This is a genomic window from Bradyrhizobium sp. NAS80.1 (genome assembly GCF_001908205.1).
Taxonomy (GTDB): Bacteria; Pseudomonadota; Alphaproteobacteria; order Rhizobiales; family Xanthobacteraceae; genus Bradyrhizobium.
Window position 1 is genome coordinate 32,594 of record NZ_LGHL01000089.1, and the last position, 14,528, is coordinate 47,121.

Annotated in this window: 17 protein-coding genes; 6 read left to right on the forward strand and 11 right to left on the reverse strand. The window is 64.2% G+C overall.

Annotation, left to right across the window (positions count from 1 at the left end):
* Positions 1–169: 169 nt before the first annotated feature.
* The gene (locus tag AC629_RS20940; RefSeq protein WP_084806911.1) at positions 170–814 is read right to left on the reverse strand and encodes a response regulator transcription factor; all 645 of its coding nucleotides are present in this window, start codon (positions 812–814) and stop codon (positions 170–172) included.
* An 85-nt stretch (positions 815–899) separates the two neighbouring features.
* On the opposite strand from AC629_RS20940, the gene AC629_RS20945 reads away from it, so the two are divergent.
* The gene (locus tag AC629_RS20945) at positions 900–2,234 is read left to right on the forward strand and encodes a histidine kinase (protein WP_084806896.1); all 1,335 of its coding nucleotides are present in this window, start codon (positions 900–902) and stop codon (positions 2,232–2,234) included.
* A 3-nt stretch (positions 2,235–2,237) separates the two neighbouring features.
* Here the strand turns inward: AC629_RS20945 and AC629_RS20950 are convergent, their stop codons facing one another.
* The 9 genes from AC629_RS20950 to coxB form a co-directional block, all read right to left on the reverse strand.
* Positions 2,238–2,603: a nuclear transport factor 2 family protein gene (locus AC629_RS20950; RefSeq protein ID WP_084806897.1), complete on the reverse strand. Its 366-nt coding sequence runs from the start codon at positions 2,601–2,603 to the stop codon at positions 2,238–2,240.
* A 116-nt stretch (positions 2,604–2,719) separates the two neighbouring features.
* Positions 2,720–3,472: an SURF1 family protein gene (locus AC629_RS20955; RefSeq protein ID WP_084806898.1), complete on the reverse strand. Its 753-nt coding sequence runs from the start codon at positions 3,470–3,472 to the stop codon at positions 2,720–2,722.
* Positions 3,469–3,870 carry a DUF983 domain-containing protein gene (locus tag AC629_RS20960; protein WP_084806899.1) on the reverse strand — a complete coding sequence of 134 codons (402 nt, stop codon included), beginning with the start codon at positions 3,868–3,870 and terminating at the stop codon, positions 3,469–3,471. Before AC629_RS20960 ends, AC629_RS20955 begins: the two co-directional genes overlap by 4 nt.
* Positions 3,871–3,968: 98 nt before the next feature.
* A complete protein-coding gene (locus tag AC629_RS20965; protein WP_084806900.1) occupies positions 3,969–4,865 on the reverse strand; it encodes a cytochrome c oxidase subunit 3 in 897 nt (298 codons plus the stop codon).
* A gap of 79 nt (positions 4,866–4,944) precedes the next feature.
* Positions 4,945–5,580, reverse strand: a complete 636-nt coding sequence (locus AC629_RS20970; RefSeq protein ID WP_084806901.1) for a cytochrome c oxidase assembly protein — start codon at positions 5,578–5,580, stop codon at positions 4,945–4,947.
* Between the two features lie 6 nt (positions 5,581–5,586).
* A complete protein-coding gene (locus tag AC629_RS20975) occupies positions 5,587–5,751 on the reverse strand; it encodes a cytochrome c oxidase system small membrane protein (RefSeq protein ID WP_084806902.1) in 165 nt (54 codons plus the stop codon).
* A gap of 7 nt (positions 5,752–5,758) precedes the next feature.
* Positions 5,759–6,703, reverse strand: coding sequence for a heme o synthase (locus tag AC629_RS20980; RefSeq protein ID WP_084806903.1), 945 nt, complete (start codon positions 6,701–6,703; stop codon positions 5,759–5,761).
* Between the two features lie 60 nt (positions 6,704–6,763).
* Positions 6,764–8,377 (reverse strand): cytochrome c oxidase subunit I, encoded by a 1,614-nt coding sequence (gene ctaD / locus AC629_RS20985; protein ID WP_084806904.1) that lies wholly within the window; start codon positions 8,375–8,377, stop codon positions 6,764–6,766.
* An 80-nt stretch (positions 8,378–8,457) separates the two neighbouring features.
* Positions 8,458–9,297 (reverse strand): cytochrome c oxidase subunit II, encoded by an 840-nt coding sequence (gene coxB / locus AC629_RS20990; protein ID WP_084806905.1) that lies wholly within the window; start codon positions 9,295–9,297, stop codon positions 8,458–8,460.
* Positions 9,298–9,745: 448 nt separating this feature from the next.
* On the opposite strand from coxB, the gene AC629_RS20995 reads away from it, so the two are divergent.
* The 5 genes from AC629_RS20995 (at position 9,746) to AC629_RS21015 (ending at position 13,490) form a co-directional block, all read left to right on the forward strand.
* Positions 9,746–10,279 carry an invasion associated locus B family protein gene (locus AC629_RS20995; protein ID WP_084806906.1) on the forward strand — a complete coding sequence of 178 codons (534 nt, stop codon included), beginning with the start codon at positions 9,746–9,748 and terminating at the stop codon, positions 10,277–10,279.
* Between the two features lie 111 nt (positions 10,280–10,390).
* Positions 10,391–11,818, forward strand: coding sequence for a metalloprotease TldD (tldD, locus tag AC629_RS21000; RefSeq protein ID WP_084806912.1), 1,428 nt, complete (start codon positions 10,391–10,393; stop codon positions 11,816–11,818).
* On the forward strand, positions 11,815–12,591 hold the full coding sequence (lepB, locus tag AC629_RS21005) for a signal peptidase I (protein ID WP_074123067.1): 777 nt from the start codon (positions 11,815–11,817) through the stop codon (positions 12,589–12,591). The genes tldD and lepB overlap by 4 nt, the downstream gene beginning before the upstream one ends.
* Positions 12,592–12,600: 9 nt before the next feature.
* Entirely contained in the window at positions 12,601–12,948 is a 348-nt protein-coding gene (locus AC629_RS21010) for an MmcQ/YjbR family DNA-binding protein (protein WP_084806907.1), read from the forward strand.
* An 8-nt stretch (positions 12,949–12,956) separates the two neighbouring features.
* The gene (locus AC629_RS21015) at positions 12,957–13,490 is read left to right on the forward strand and encodes a nucleotidyltransferase family protein (RefSeq protein ID WP_084806913.1); all 534 of its coding nucleotides are present in this window, start codon (positions 12,957–12,959) and stop codon (positions 13,488–13,490) included.
* A 162-nt stretch (positions 13,491–13,652) separates the two neighbouring features.
* On the opposite strand, the gene AC629_RS21020 is transcribed toward AC629_RS21015, so the two are convergent.
* The gene (locus AC629_RS21020) at positions 13,653–14,219 is read right to left on the reverse strand and encodes a PAN domain-containing protein (RefSeq protein ID WP_084806908.1); all 567 of its coding nucleotides are present in this window, start codon (positions 14,217–14,219) and stop codon (positions 13,653–13,655) included.
* Positions 14,220–14,528: the final 309 nt, after the last annotated feature.

The following is a 14,528-nucleotide window of genomic DNA, read 5'->3' on the forward strand; positions in this document are numbered from 1 at the left end:
CTGTTCCCGCAAGCTTCCGTCAGCTGTCACGAGATCGTCAAGGCGAAAACGACGAGCGCTGGAAGATGTTCCTATTTTTCCCGGCGTGTTTCATCGTTCACAGCACAGTCGTGGGAGCGCTCGCCCCAGAGCCATTTCCGTTCCGATGCCGGTTTGGCGCCCGGGGACATCAGCTCATCCCGACTTCCACCGCGATCCTGATCAGGTCGGAATGGTTCTTGGCGCCGAGCTTCTGCTTGAGCAGGGACGTGGTGTTGGCGACCGTCTTGTAGGAGATGCCGAGCGCCTTGGCGACCTCGACGATCTTGTCGCCGCGTCCGAGCAGGCGGAGAATCTCGAGCTCCCGCGCCGTCATCTGCGAGGCCGGATTGGCCTTGATCTGGGCGCCGGAGAACGTCACGGCCTCCGCAAGCTGCGGCGATATGTAATTGTCGCCTGCGGCCACCTTGCGCACCGCCTTGAGCAGGATCCTGGGATCGTCGCCCTTGGAGACATAGCCCTGCGCACCGAGCTCGACGGCCCGCACCACGAAGGCCGGATCGTCGTTCATGCTGAAAATGATGATCTTTGCGTCGGGATCGTCCTTGCGGATCCGGCGCATCAACTCGAAGCCGGAGACGTCGGGCAGGCTGATGTCGATCACGGTAACGTCGGGCCGCTTGCTCACATAGGCACGATGGCCGGATTTCGCGTCAGTCGCCTCGTCGATCCGGACCGAATGGTCGGACGCGAAAAGGGTGCGACAACCTGACAGAACCACAGGGTGGTCGTCGACGATCAGGATCCTGGTCGCCGGCTTGGCGGTATCTTGCATCGCGCGCTCTCTGTTTTTCGACTCATAGACCGACGGGAACAAATGGAAAGAGAGAAATCCGCCGGAACGCGTTAGAATTGACCTAATGTGGCAACAGCTCTCCTTCAGAACGCGGCTGTTTCTCCCGCTCGGCGTGGGTTTCCTCGCCGCGCTGATCATGGGCGGCGTGCTGCTCCAGATGTTCACGACCGACCAGCTGGCCGCCGAGACTGAACCGGGCCGGCGCTCGACCCGCACCGTCGCCACCGCCCTCAACAGCACCCTGAGCGTCTCGGACAATCCGCGGAAGATGCTCGACGCATTTGTCCATTCTTTGGACGCCTCCTCGGATATTCAATTCCGTCCTGTCGAAGCAGGTCCCGCGCCTTCCGTGAAGGACAGCCTGCGCGATCTGCATGGCGTGCCGCAATGGTTCGTCAACCTGATCGTCATTCCGGACACTGACGTGGCATCTCCGGTATTCATCGACGGCAGGCGCGTCGGCAACATCGTATTCATGCCCGACCTGTCCGCCGACCTGTTCGAGAAATGGATCGGCTTCCTTGCGCTGACGAGCCTCATCGCCGTGATGATGGTGCTGACCGGAACGATCACCTACCTCTTCGTGGGATCTGCGCTACGCCCCCTGCAGAATCTCGGCGCGGGCCTCACGCGAATACGGCGCGGCGATTATGCGACGCCGATACCGGTGGCAGGGCCGCCGGAGATCCGGCAGAGCTGCGAGGAGGCCAACGCGCTGGCGACCACGCTTGCGCAATTGAACCATGACAATCGCGACCTGTTGCACCGTCTGGTGTCGCTCCAGGACGATGAGCGGCGCGGTCTCGCGCGCGAATTGCACGACGAGCTCGGTCCGCTGCTGTTCAGCATCCGCGCCGGCACGATCGCGCTGATCGAAGCTGCGGCACCGGCAGGAAATCTCGGCAATTCCGTGCAGCAGGTGCTGCAGTCGGTCGAGGCGCTGCAGCAGACCAACCGTCGCATCCTCGACCGGCTGCGGCCGCTGTACATTGAGGAATTGGGCCTCGAGACCAGCTTGCAGACGCTGCTCCAGAACTTTCGCAAACAGGCGCCGCATATCGGCTTCACAGCGACGATCGATCCCGATCTCAACGGGATCGACGGGCCGCTCGCCCAGATTGTCTATCGCCTGATCCAGGAAGCGCTGACCAACGTGTTGCGCCATGCCGGAGCGAGCAACGCTCAGGTGCAGGCAACCATTTCCGGCGGGGCCATCGCCATCGAGATATCCGACGACGGAGGCGGCTTTCCCGCCAACAACGTCTTCGGCCGGGGCCTGACCGGCATGCACGAGCGCGTGCGCGCGCTCAGCGGATCATTGTCTTTGCTGCGCGAAGACGAGCGAACCTATGTACGCTGCCGCCTGCCGGTCGGAGCGATGCGAGACGCGACGGCATGAAGATCAGCAGGCGCGGCCGTCGTGCGAGTTCTGCCGCGACGGTGTGCACAGCATGCTGAAGATCTTGCCTTCCGCACTGAATCGAAACGAGGCGCGAATGCGCAGCGAGCCCGCGACGGAGTATTCGAAATCGACACCGTGGGGTGTGGGCTTGATCTCCTCCAGCACGAAGCCGGCCGAGGAGAAGCCGCTCAACCGTGGTCCCCAATAGCTTTCGAGCTCGCGCATGCCGCGATAGCGCTGCGTGCCGTTGCACATGCATTCGAGCTGGGCATCGTCCGCATAGAGGTCGAGTAGCGTCGCAAGGTCGCCCTTGCGGCAGGCGTCCACCCAGTCAACGACAATTCCTATCGGATCAAAATCGCTCACGCCTGAATCCTGACCGCCGCAAAAAGTCTGCGTGCACCTTCGGATCACATTCGTGAATATGCGCTGAATAATAAAGTCCGGGCGATCCCGGGTTCCCTCAGGGAATCCGAGGGAACTTAACTTCGCCGGAAGCCTCTCATCCAGACACCGAAGGCAATCAGCACGGCGCCGGCGAGCGTGAACCAGGTGATGGCGTATTGCAGATGATCGTCCTTCAGATGGACGTCGAGCGGTCCGGGACGCGGAATGTTGTTCTCCGGCGCTGGCTGCTCCAGGTCGATGTAGAACGGCGCAACCGTGCCCCAGCCGAGCGCACGGGCGATCGCCAGATGATCGCGCACGAACCAGAGCCGCTTGTCGCGGTTCTCCGCCGGCGTCAGCCAGCCCGGCGCCTCCGGGAAGCGCAGATAGCCGGTGAGCGCGACGGGCTGGCCTGTCACGAGCTTCTTCATCGCGCGATCCTCGACACCGCGATCCTGCATCGTATTCTCGACGAAGCCGGCATCGATCACGACCGTCTCGCCGCTTGGCAGCCGCGCCGGCAGGAACGCCCAGGTGCCGGGGCCGGAAGCATCCTTGCGCACGGCGGAGCCGGCGGAATAGACCATCGCATCAGCCAGCGGCGCGTAGGTCGCGGTGAGGCTGACGCGGCGGAATTCGTCACGCGCCGGATTCAACGTGGCCCATTGCGCAGGCGGCGGCAACGCGATGGGTGCAGCCGCAAGACGTTCGGTGAGCGCCGCGATCAGCTCGTGCTTTGCGACGCGGCGCTGCAATTGCCAGGCGCCGAGCGCGACAAACACGGCAGTCAGGAAGAGCGTGAACAGCGCGAAGCCGGCCACGCGAGGCTTGCGCGCAGTGTCGTTCATTTCTCGCGGTCGACCAACCGGCCCGGCGCAGCCTTGTGGTGGAACTGCAGCGCGATCAGCAGCGACTTCATGGAGCGCAGCGGCAAGAGCGTGGTGGCGAGGATCAGCGGCAGCCAGAGCACCGCATGCAGCCAGAACGGCGGCTGGTACTTGACCTCGACGACGAGCGCGCAGCCGACCACGATCGCGCCGGCCAGCATGATGATGAAGATCGCGGGACCGTCGCCGGAGTCGATGAAGGCGTAGTCGAGGCCGCAACGCTCGCAGCTAGGTGCGAGCGTCAGGAAGCCCGCATAGAGCTTGCCCTGGCCGCAGCGCGGACATTTGCAGGCAAGTCCGCGCATCGCGCTCTGCAGGACAGTGGTTTCGGACCCGGATGTACCGGCGGGCTCGTTCATGACGGCGAACTCTATCACACTTTCCGCCGAAACTTCCGGCGCTCGAAAAGGCGAAAGGGCGGCCCCGCGGCCGCCCTTTCTGATCAATCTGTCGTGGCTCAGTGCGCGCCGTGGGCCATGGTCTCGGCACCGTGTCCCCAGACGTAGATGCAGAGGAACAGGAACAGCCAGACCACGTCGACGAAGTGCCAGTACCAGGCGGCGAACTCGAAGCCGAGGTGCTGCTTCGGCGTGAAGTGGCCGGCATAGGCGCGGGCGAGGCACACGATCAGGAAGATGGTGCCGACCAGCACATGGAAACCGTGGAAGCCGGTGGCCATGAAGAAGGTCGCGCCGTAGACGTTGCCGGCGAATGAGAACGCCGCGTGGCTGTACTCATAGGCCTGCACGCAGGTGAAAAGCGCGCCGAGCACGACCGTGATGATCAGGCCGTACTTGAGACCCTGGCGATCGTTCTCGAGCAGCGCGTGGTGCGCCCAGGTCACGGTGGTGCCGGAGGTGAGCAGGATCAGCGTGTTCAGGAGCGGCAGATGCCAGGGATCGAAGGTCTCGATGCCATGGGGCGGCCAGGTGCCCGGCACGGAGCAGGCGCCGGCCTGTGTGCCGAGGCCGCAGCCGAACACCGCATCGCGGGTGGCGTGGACGGCGTCGGCCGGGAACAGCGCGGCATTGAAATAGGCCCAGAACCAGGCGACGAAGAACATCACCTCGGAAGCGATGAACAGGATCATGCCGTAGCGGTGATGGAGCTGCACGACGCGGGTGTGGTCGCCCTTGTACTGGGCTTCCTTGATGACGTCGCCCCACCAGCTCGCCATCGTATAGAGCACGCCGACGGTGCCGACGCCGAACACGATCGGCGCCGCCGCGAACAAGTGATGCATCCAGGCAATCGCGCCGACCGCCATGATGAAGGCCGAAAGCGAACCGACTGCCGGCCAGGGAGAGGGATCGACCAGGTGATAGTCGTGATGCTTGGTTTGCGCCGTAGCCATTTGCGGTCTCTCTCCTCAATACCGTGCCTGTCCGGCACTTATCCCCTTGTTTCCAACCCCTGCGGCGAGAGCCCGGTGATCAGAGATTTCCTTTGCGTTTGTCGTCCTCGCCCGATGCGAGCGGCTTCACCACCGGATCGCGCACCGGATAGAACGTGTAGGACAGCGTGATCGTGTTCAGCCCGTCGTTCTCGTGATCGTCGGCGATCGACGGATCGACGTAGAACACGACCGGCATCTCCCGCTTCTCTCCGGGCGCCATGGTCTGCTCGGTGAAGCAGAAGCAGTTGATCTTCTGGAAGTAGGAGCCGACCGTCAGCGGCGCGACATTGTACGCGGCCTGGCCTGCGGTGGTGCGCGCGGCCTGGTTGGTCACGGTGTAGTAGACCGTCGTGACCTGGCCGATATTGACCTCGATCTCGTTCTGCTCCGGCTCGAACTTCCAGGGCAGGCCGGGCGCGACGTTGGAATCGAAGCGCACCGCGATCTTTCGTGCGATCGGTCCGCTCGCGGGCGCGGAGGTCGCGACCTGGGTCGTGCCATTGAAGCCGGTGGCGCGGCAAAACCAGTTGTAGAAGGGCACCGCCGCGTAGGAGGCGCCAACCATCAGCGCGACCACGCCGCCGCAGATCGAGGCGACCAGCACGTCACGACCGAGGCCACGGCGCTTCGCCGTCTGGCTCTCATCCCGCGATATGGTCGGTCCCTGATCCATCTTCTCTCACAACGGCCGGTTCAGCACCGCCGGTCCCTTAACCATGGTGACGGCGAAAAACAGGACCACGAGCACGCCGAGCGCAAGCGCGATCGCGATCGAGCGCTGCCGACGGCTCTTCTTCTGCGCCTCGGTGAGGACGATTCCATCTGGCTCGGGTTTGTCAGCCATCCCAGCCTCATGCGCCCCATACCATCGGAGCAAGCGCCCGGAACACGACTTCGGCCAGCAGGGTCGCGAACAATCCAAACAGATACAGGATCGAGAAAGCAAACAGTTTCCGCGTGGCGCGCAGCGACTGGCTACGCTCGCGGCGCATATAGACGTTGACGGCAAGCACCAGCATGCCGGCGCCCAGGATCAGCGAGACGATGCCGTAGACGGCGTCGAAATAGCCGAGCGCCCAGGGCGCGGCGGCCACCGCAATCAGGACGATGGTGTAGAGCAGGATCTGAAGCCGCGTCGCGTCGGGACCGGCGACGTTGGGCAGCATCGGAATGCCGGCGCGCGCGTAATCGTCGGAGCGGAACAGCGCGAGCGCCCAGAAGTGCGGCGGGGTCCAGAAGAAGATGATGGCGAAGAGAAGCAGCGGCTCGACGTCGACCTTGCCGGTCACGGCGGCCCAGGCGACCACCGGCGGCAGCGCGCCGGCGGCACCGCCGATCACGATGTTCTGCGCGGTCCAGCGCTTCAGGCCCATCGTGTAGATCACGACGTAGAAGAAGATCGTGAAGGCGAGCAGCGCGCCTGCGATCCAGTTGACGAGAATGCCGAGCGTCATCACCGAGAAGAAGGCGAGCGTCATGCCGAACGTCATCGCCTCGGGGCGGGTGATACGGCCACGCGGGATCGGCCGGTTCGCAGTGCGCGACATCTTGGCGTCGATGTCGCCTTCGAGCGCCATGTTGAGCGCGCCCGAGGCGCCGGCACCGACCGCGATGCAGAGCAGCGAGGTGATCGCCAGTACCGGGTGGAAATACCCGGGCGCCATCGCCATTCCGACCAGCGCGGTGAAGATCACCAGCGACATCACCCGCGGCTTGAGCAGCGCGATGTAATCGCCAACCTCCGCTTCGGAGATGCGGGGATTGATGTCGATGGCGTTGTGGTCGAGGACGGACACTAATTTAACTCGCTTCGTTGTAGAGCCGCGGCGCCCATGACGGGCGCCGCGGGAGATCGCTTACTGCACGCGGGGCAGCACTTCGAACTGATGGAAGGGCGGCGGCGAGGACAGCGTCCACTCCAGCGTGGTCGCGCCCGCACCCCACGGATTGTTGCCCGCCGGCACCTTGCGGGCGAAAGCGTCGGTCACGCAGTAGAGGAAGATCAGAACGCCGAAGCCGGAAATGTAGGAGCCGACCGACGACACCAGGTTCCAGCCGGCAAACGCGTCCGGATAGTCGACGTAGCGGCGCGGCATGCCCGACAGGCCGAGGAAGTGCTGCGGGAAGAACACCATGTTGACGCCGATAAAGGTGACCCAGAAGTGCGCCTTGGCCAACGTCTCGTTGTACATGTAGCCCGACATCTTCGGGAACCAGTAGTACCAGCCGGCGAAGATCGCGAACACGGCGCCGAGCGACAGCACGTAGTGGAAGTGCGCGACGACGTAGTAGGTGTCCTGGAGCACGCGGTCGACGCCGGCATTCGCCAGCACGACGCCGGTGACGCCGCCGACCGTGAACAGGAAGATGAAGCCCACCGCCCAGATCATCGGGGCGCGGAATTCGATCGAGCCGCCCCACATCGTGGCGATCCACGAGAATATCTTCACGCCGGTCGGAACGGCGATCACCATGGTGGCGGCGACGAAATAGGCCTGCGTCGCCGACGACATGCCGACCGTGTACATGTGGTGCGCCCACACCACGAAGCCGATGCCGCCGATCGCGACCATGGCATAGGCCATGCCGAGATAGCCGAACACGGGCTTGCGCGAGAAGGTGGAGACGATCTGGCTGATCATGCCGAAGCCGGGCAGGATCAGGATGTACACCTCGGGGTGACCGAAGAACCAGAACAGGTGCTGGAACAGCACGGGATCACCACCGCCATCGGGCGCGAAGAAGGTGGTGCCGAAATTGCGATCGGTGAGCAGCATGGTGATCGCACCGGCGAGCACCGGCAGCGACAGCAGCAGCAGGAACACCGTCACCAGGATCGACCACACGAACAGCGGCATCTTGTGCAGGGTCATGCCCGGCGCGCGCATGTTGAAGATGGTCGTGATGAAGTTGATGGCGCCGAGGATCGACGAGGCGCCCGCCAGATGGAGCGACAGGATCGCAAAGTCGACGGCCGGCCCCGGATGGCCCGAGGTCGACAGCGGCGCGTACATGGTCCAGCCGGCGCCGACGCCGTTGGCGCCCGGCTCGCCCTCAACGAAAGTCGAGCAGAGCAGCAGCGCGAAGGAGGCCGGCAGCAGCCAGAACGAGATGTTGTTCATGCGCGGGAACGCCATGTCCGGCGCGCCGATCATCAACGGCACGAACCAGTTGCCGAAGCCGCCGATCATCGCGGGCATGACCATGAAGAAGATCATGATCAGGCCGTGGCTGGTCACGAAGACGTTGTAGGTGTGCGTCTCGTGGAAGATCTGCACGCCCGGATACATCAGCTCGGCCCGGATCGCGATCGACATCGCCAGACCGATGATGCCGGCCATGACCGCGAAGATCAGGTACATCGTGCCGATGTCCTTGTGGTTGGTCGAATAGACGTAGCGCCGCCATCCGGTCGGATGGGCGTGCTCGTCATGCGCGTGATCGCCGTGTGCCGCTGCGCTCGTTGCCATTTTCAAATCCTGCCTTGCGTCCCGTTCGGACCCTGGAGGTCCCGCCCTTTATGTCGCTTTCAGTCCCCTAAGCCCGTCGCCTACTGCGTCGGGCCGGCGGCGGAAGCGTAAGTGCTGGTGCCGCCGCTTGCATACTTCTTCTTCGCCGATTCAACCCAGGAAGCGAACTCCTGGTCGGAGACCACGCGCACCGCGATCGGCATGAAAGCGTGATCCTTGCCGCATAGCTCGGAGCACTGGCCGTAATACATGCCCGTCTTGGTGGCCTTGAACCAGGTCTCGTTCAGGCGGCCGGGGATGGCATCGATCTTGACGCCGAAAGCCGGCACCGCGAAGGCGTGGATGACGTCGGCGCCGGTGGTCTGGACGCGAATCACCTTGTTGACCGGCACCACCATCTCGTTGTCGACACCGAGCAGCCGCGGCTGCTTGTCCTGGGCCATCAGCGAGTCGAATTCGAACTTGCCGTTATCGGGATAGGCGTAGGACCAGTACCACTGCTTGCCGGTGGCCTTGATGGTCAGATCCGCCTTCGGCACGTCGAGCTGGAGGAACAGCAGGCGGAACGACGGCACCGCGATGCCGACCAGAATCAGCACCGGAACCAGGGTCCACACCACCTCGATCAGCGTGTTGTGGGTGGTCCGCGACGGCACCGGATTGGCCCGCGCGTTGAACTTGATGACCACGACCACGAGCAGCGCCAGAACGAACAGCGTGATCAGGGAAATCAGCACGAACAGGAAATTGTGGAACCAGACGATGTTGTCCATCACCGGCGAGCCGGATGGCTGGAGCGTCCACTCCCACGGCGACGGTTGCCCGAGTTCGGCGAATGCCGCACCGCCCGTCGCCAGCGTCAGACCCGCCACGGCCAATCCCAGCAAGTGCCGGCCTACCCGGCCCATCGACATCCTCATGCCGTTCGCGCTCCCCTTACGAAATCACCCCAAATGCATCCCCCTGTTTCCGGGAAATGCTTATTCGATCCGCCCGTCTGACAAACCGCCGCGCAAGAATACCTCTAAGAGGGATTGGGGCCAGATCGCTAGAACGCCGAAATCAAGCCTCTCAAACCATAATTCTTGATCTATCGCAATGCAGTCTTGAGCCCCTTCTGCCAGCGATCACCCGCAAGATATTTCCTAGTAACATCAGACAAAAATACCGTTTGCCGGGATGCTCTGGCTTGACAGCGGAATTGCCCGCGTTAGGCACGGGCAGCCGGCCGCGCAGACGCCTGATTCGTGCGAACGATGGTGGTGCATGGCGGCGCGGAATTTGCTTGGGAATCGCCTTCAAGACGCCGTCATTCCCGTATCAGTCCGTCAGGTGTGAGCGACCCAGGCGAGCAGAGGGACCGACCCGATGGGGATTTCGAGATGCATGGCAAGGCAGGCTAACGGCCTCTCGGCGCTGGCGGCCCTGCTGACTGCGGTCATCTTCCTGGCGCTCCCGGGCCTGGCCCATGCGCAGGGCGCGGTGCGCTCCGTCCATGGCGACTGGCAGATCCGCTGCGACACCCCGCCGGGCGCCCAGACCGAGCAATGCGCCCTGATCCAGAGCGTGGTGGCCGAAGATCGCTCCAATGCCGGCCTGACCGTGATCGTGCTGAAGACCGCCGACCAGAAAAGCCGCCTGATGCGCGTGGTTGCCCCCTTGGGCGTCCTGCTGCCCTCCGGCCTCGGGCTGAAGCTCGACAACCAGGACGTCGGCCGCGCCGGCTTCGTCCGCTGCCTGCCCAACGGCTGCGTCGCCGAGGTCGTCATGGACGACAAGCTGCTCGGCCAGCTCCGCACTGCCAAGACCGCGACCTTCATCATCTTCGAGACCCCCGAAGAAGGGATCGGCTTCCCGCTCAGCCTGAACGGGCTCGGCGAGGGCTACGACAAGCTGCCGTAGGCGGCAGACGGGCAGAGAACCTATTGTTTCCGTAATGTGAGACTTCGCGCCCTCGCGGAACCGGTCCGAAACCATTATCTTGCCCCACATCCCCCGATAATGGACGGACGCATGACCAACCCTGCCACAACCTCCCTGCTCGACCGTGCCAATCTCGATCGCGACCAGGTTCGCCACGAGGTCGCGCGCGGACTTGCCGGTGCCGACGACGGTGAATTGTTCCTGGAATACAGCCAGACCGAAGCGCTGGTGTTCGACAATGGGCGGCTGAAGCAGGCGACCTACGACACCTCGCAGGGCTTTGGCCTCCGCGCCGTCAAGGACGACGCGGTCGGCTACGCCCATTCCTCCGACGTGTCGCTGCCGGCGCTGATTCGCGCCGCCGATGCGGTCGCAGCGGTTCGCGGCGGCTACTCCGGCAGCTTCTCAGCGCCGCCCCCGCACACCAATGTGCGGCTCTACGGCGACGACAATCCGCTGGATGCACCGGGCTTCGAGACCAAGGTCAAGCTGCTCGCCGAGATCGACGCTTATCTGCGCGACAAGGATCCGCGGGTGCGGCAGGTCAGCGTCAGCCTCGGTGCGACCTGGCAGGTCGTCGAGATCCTGCGGCCGGACGGCGAGAGCTATCGCGACATCCGCCCGCTCGTGCGCGTGAACATTTCCGTCGTCGCCGGCCAGGGCGATCGCCAGGAGAGCGGCAGCAAGGGCTATGGCGGCCGCGCCGGCTATGCGGAATTCATCGAGAGCAAGAACTGGCGCGATGCCGCCGACGGCGCGCTGCGCGAGGCGCTGGTCAATCTGGAATCGATTCCGGCTCCGGCCGGCGAAATGGACGTCGTGCTGGGCGCCGGCTGGCCGGGCGTGATGCTGCATGAAGCGGTCGGCCACGGCCTCGAAGGTGACTTCAACCGCAAGAAGACGTCGGCATTTGCCGGCCTGATGGGCCAGCAGGTCGCCGCCAAGGGCGTCACCGTGGTCGACGACGGCACCATTGCCTCGCGCCGGGGCTCGCTGTCGATCGACGACGAGGGCACGCCGACCAACCGCACCGTGCTGATCGAGGACGGCATCCTGGTCGGCTACATGCAGGACCGTCAGAACGCGCGCCTGATGAACATGAAGCCGACCGGCAACGGCCGCCGCCAGGACTATGCCCATGTGCCGATGCCGCGCATGACCAACACCTACATGCTCGCGGGCGACCGCGATCCGGCCGAGATCCTTGCTTCCGTGAAGAACGGCGTCTTCGCCGCGAATTTCGGCGGCGGTCAGGTCGACATCACCTCGGGCAAATACGTGTTCCAGTGCACCGAGGCCTACAAGATCGAGAACGGCAAGATCGGCGCGCCATTGAAGGGCGCCATGCTGATCGGTAACGGGCCGACCGACCTGCATCGCATCCGCATGATCGGCAACGATCTCGCGCTCGATACCGGCATCGGCACCTGCGGCAAGAACGGCCAGGGCGTGCCGGTCGGCGTCGGCCAGCCGTCGCTTCTGATGGAACGCATTACGGTGGGCGGAACGGGCGCATGAGTGTCGAGAAGGTGACTGTCACCCCCAAGCGGAAGAGCAGCGGCTGGGGTGGGCAAATCGTTCAACTCGCCGGCATCGTCGCCGCCGTGTTCATCGCCAAGGGCGCGCTCGCCGAGCCGTTCTACGTGCCGTCGGGCTCGATGGAGCCGACGCTCCTGATCGGCGATGCGCTACTCGCCTCCAAATTCCCCTATGGCTACGGCACCTCATCGCTGCCGATCCAGATCAACCTGCCCGAGAGCGGCCGCGTCTTCGCGGAGACACCGAAGCAGGGCGACGTCGTGGTCTTCCGCTGGCCGGGCGACCGCTCGCAGGCCTGGGTCAAGCGCGTCGTCGGACTTCCCGGCGACCGCATCCAGATGCGCCAGGGCCAGCTCTTCATCAACGATCGTCCCGCCGAGCTGAAGCCGGATGGCGTCGGCGCGGCCGAGGACGACAATGGCGGTAGCGAGCCCGCCCACCGCTATGTCGAGACGCTGCCCAATGGCGTCTCGCATCTTATCTTCAAGATGCGCGACAACGGTCCGCTCGACAACACGCCGGAGGTGACGGTGCCGGCCGGCCATCTCTTCGTGCTCGGCGACAACCGCGACAACTCCGCCGATAGCCGCGTACCCTTGCGCTCCGGCGGCGTCGGCCTCCTGCCGATCGACAATCTGGTCGGCCGCGCCGATGCCGTCCTCGGCTCCTGGGATCTCGGCATCCGCGGGCAGCCAGTGTGGACCTGGCTGTCCGGTTTCAGGCTCGCCCGGTTCTTCACCGCCGTGCATTGAGCTGATCCCATGACCTTCGACGACGTCAGAAAATTCGTGCTGACGTGGCCGGAGGTCGAGGACGGCACCTCCTACGACACGCCGGCGCTGAAAGTGCGCAAGAAGATGCTGGCGCGCCTGAAGGAGGATGGCGACAGCCTGGTGATGCCGGACGTGCCGATCGACGAGCGCACGATGCTGGTCGAGAGCCAGCCCGGGATTTTCTATTTCACCGATCACTACGCCGACTATCCGATCGTGCTGATCCGCCTGTCGAAGGCGAACCGCGCGATCGTCGAGCCTTTCCTGCGGCGGCGCTGGCGCGCGCTGGCCTCGAAGGCGGCGCGCGCCCACCATGACGCGCGCGAGGGCGCATGAGCGGCGCGATGGACGAGGCGCGCTTCCTCGCGCTGGCGCTGAAGAATCCGGTCAACGTCGCGATCATCGAGGAACTCCATCACCTCGCGCTGCCGGATGCCTGGCTGGTCGCAGGGTGCCTCGCGCAGACGGTCTGGAACGTGCTCACGAAACGCGCGATCGACCCTGATACCTCTTGGGAAGCGGAGGATGCGGTGATCCGCAAGCTGCATGCGCGGCTCGGGCATCTCGGTGCCAAGGTGGAGATCCGCAACCAGGCGCGCGTGCACCTGTGGTATCCCGACAAGCACGGCCTGCCTTATCCGCCCTTGACGTGTTCGACGGATGGCATCGACCGCTTTCTCACCCGGAACACGCAGGTCGGCGTGAGGCGCGCAGGCAATGGCTATGAGGTCTACGCACTGCACGGCTTCGAAGATATTGCAAGGCTGATTGCACGGCCCAATCGGGCTCCGAATTTTTCCGCGGCGGCTTACGCCGCGAAGGCGGAGCGATGGAAGACGCTGTGGCCGGAGATTTCCGTGATCGCGGCGAGCGAATAAAACTCTCGTGTCCCGGACAAGACGCGTCGCGAAGCGATGCGGCGCAGAGCCGGGACCCATCGTGCAACGTATTGCGGGGCTGCATGGGCCCCGGTTCAGCAGCGCATCACCCTAGTGTGTCGAGCGCTTTCGATGCTGCGCCGCAGGGCATGAGTGCGAACCCTACCGCACCACGCCGGACGTGAACCCCGCCTTGCGGCGCGGCGGCTTGATTTCCTTTTTCAGGAAACACCGCGCCTCGCGCCCTGTGTAGCCGGGACGCGCATAGGTGAAGGCGCGGCATTTGTTGTCAGCAGTGCAGGCGGCCTTGCAAGCCTCTACGCCCTCGCCTTCCTTGAGCTCGAAATTGCGCAAGTCCCCGCCGGGGCGATCGATCGACGTTTCCACGCCTTCGATCCGCGGCTCGATCACGCCGGCACCGCGCACCCCGGAGATACAACAGTTTCCCGCCACGCGCGCCGGCACCGTATTCTTCAGCCAGCACACCGCCGAACCGCCTTCGACGTCGGGATAGCTGAAGCTCCAGGAACGACAGCGGCGATCGCGCTCGCACAGCAGCGCGCAATCCTCGGGGTCGCCTGACGGGATCGGTGTGCTGAAATAGTCGCCGCCGGGCCGGTCGAACGCCGTCTGGGCGCGCGCCGGCACGCTCGCAAGCACGAGCAAAAGCAGCGCGGCACAGGCCACGACGCTTGCCACGACGCCCCCAGGCAGGCGGCCCTTCCCCATCGGAACAGCTTTCGAGTTATTGACGACGCTCAGGTTTTTTCAGCCGGCCATTTGATCGCCGCAAACCTGTACGGGCGATGAACGGCTTCGACCTTGTGCGTTGGTCTATCGGACTAGCGCCCCGTTCCGATAGAATCGGAACGGGGCTCTAGATTTTAGTTTTGACGCGTTTTCTTTACGCGAACCGGTATCCACTTCGCTCTAGCAGGCTGTTGAAGAAGTCGGTAGCGAAGCGTTTCGTGTCGTGATTCTCTAGGATCAGGATTTAACTAGGGGGCGCGATGCGTGGGAGTGACGAACGGTCCGGCT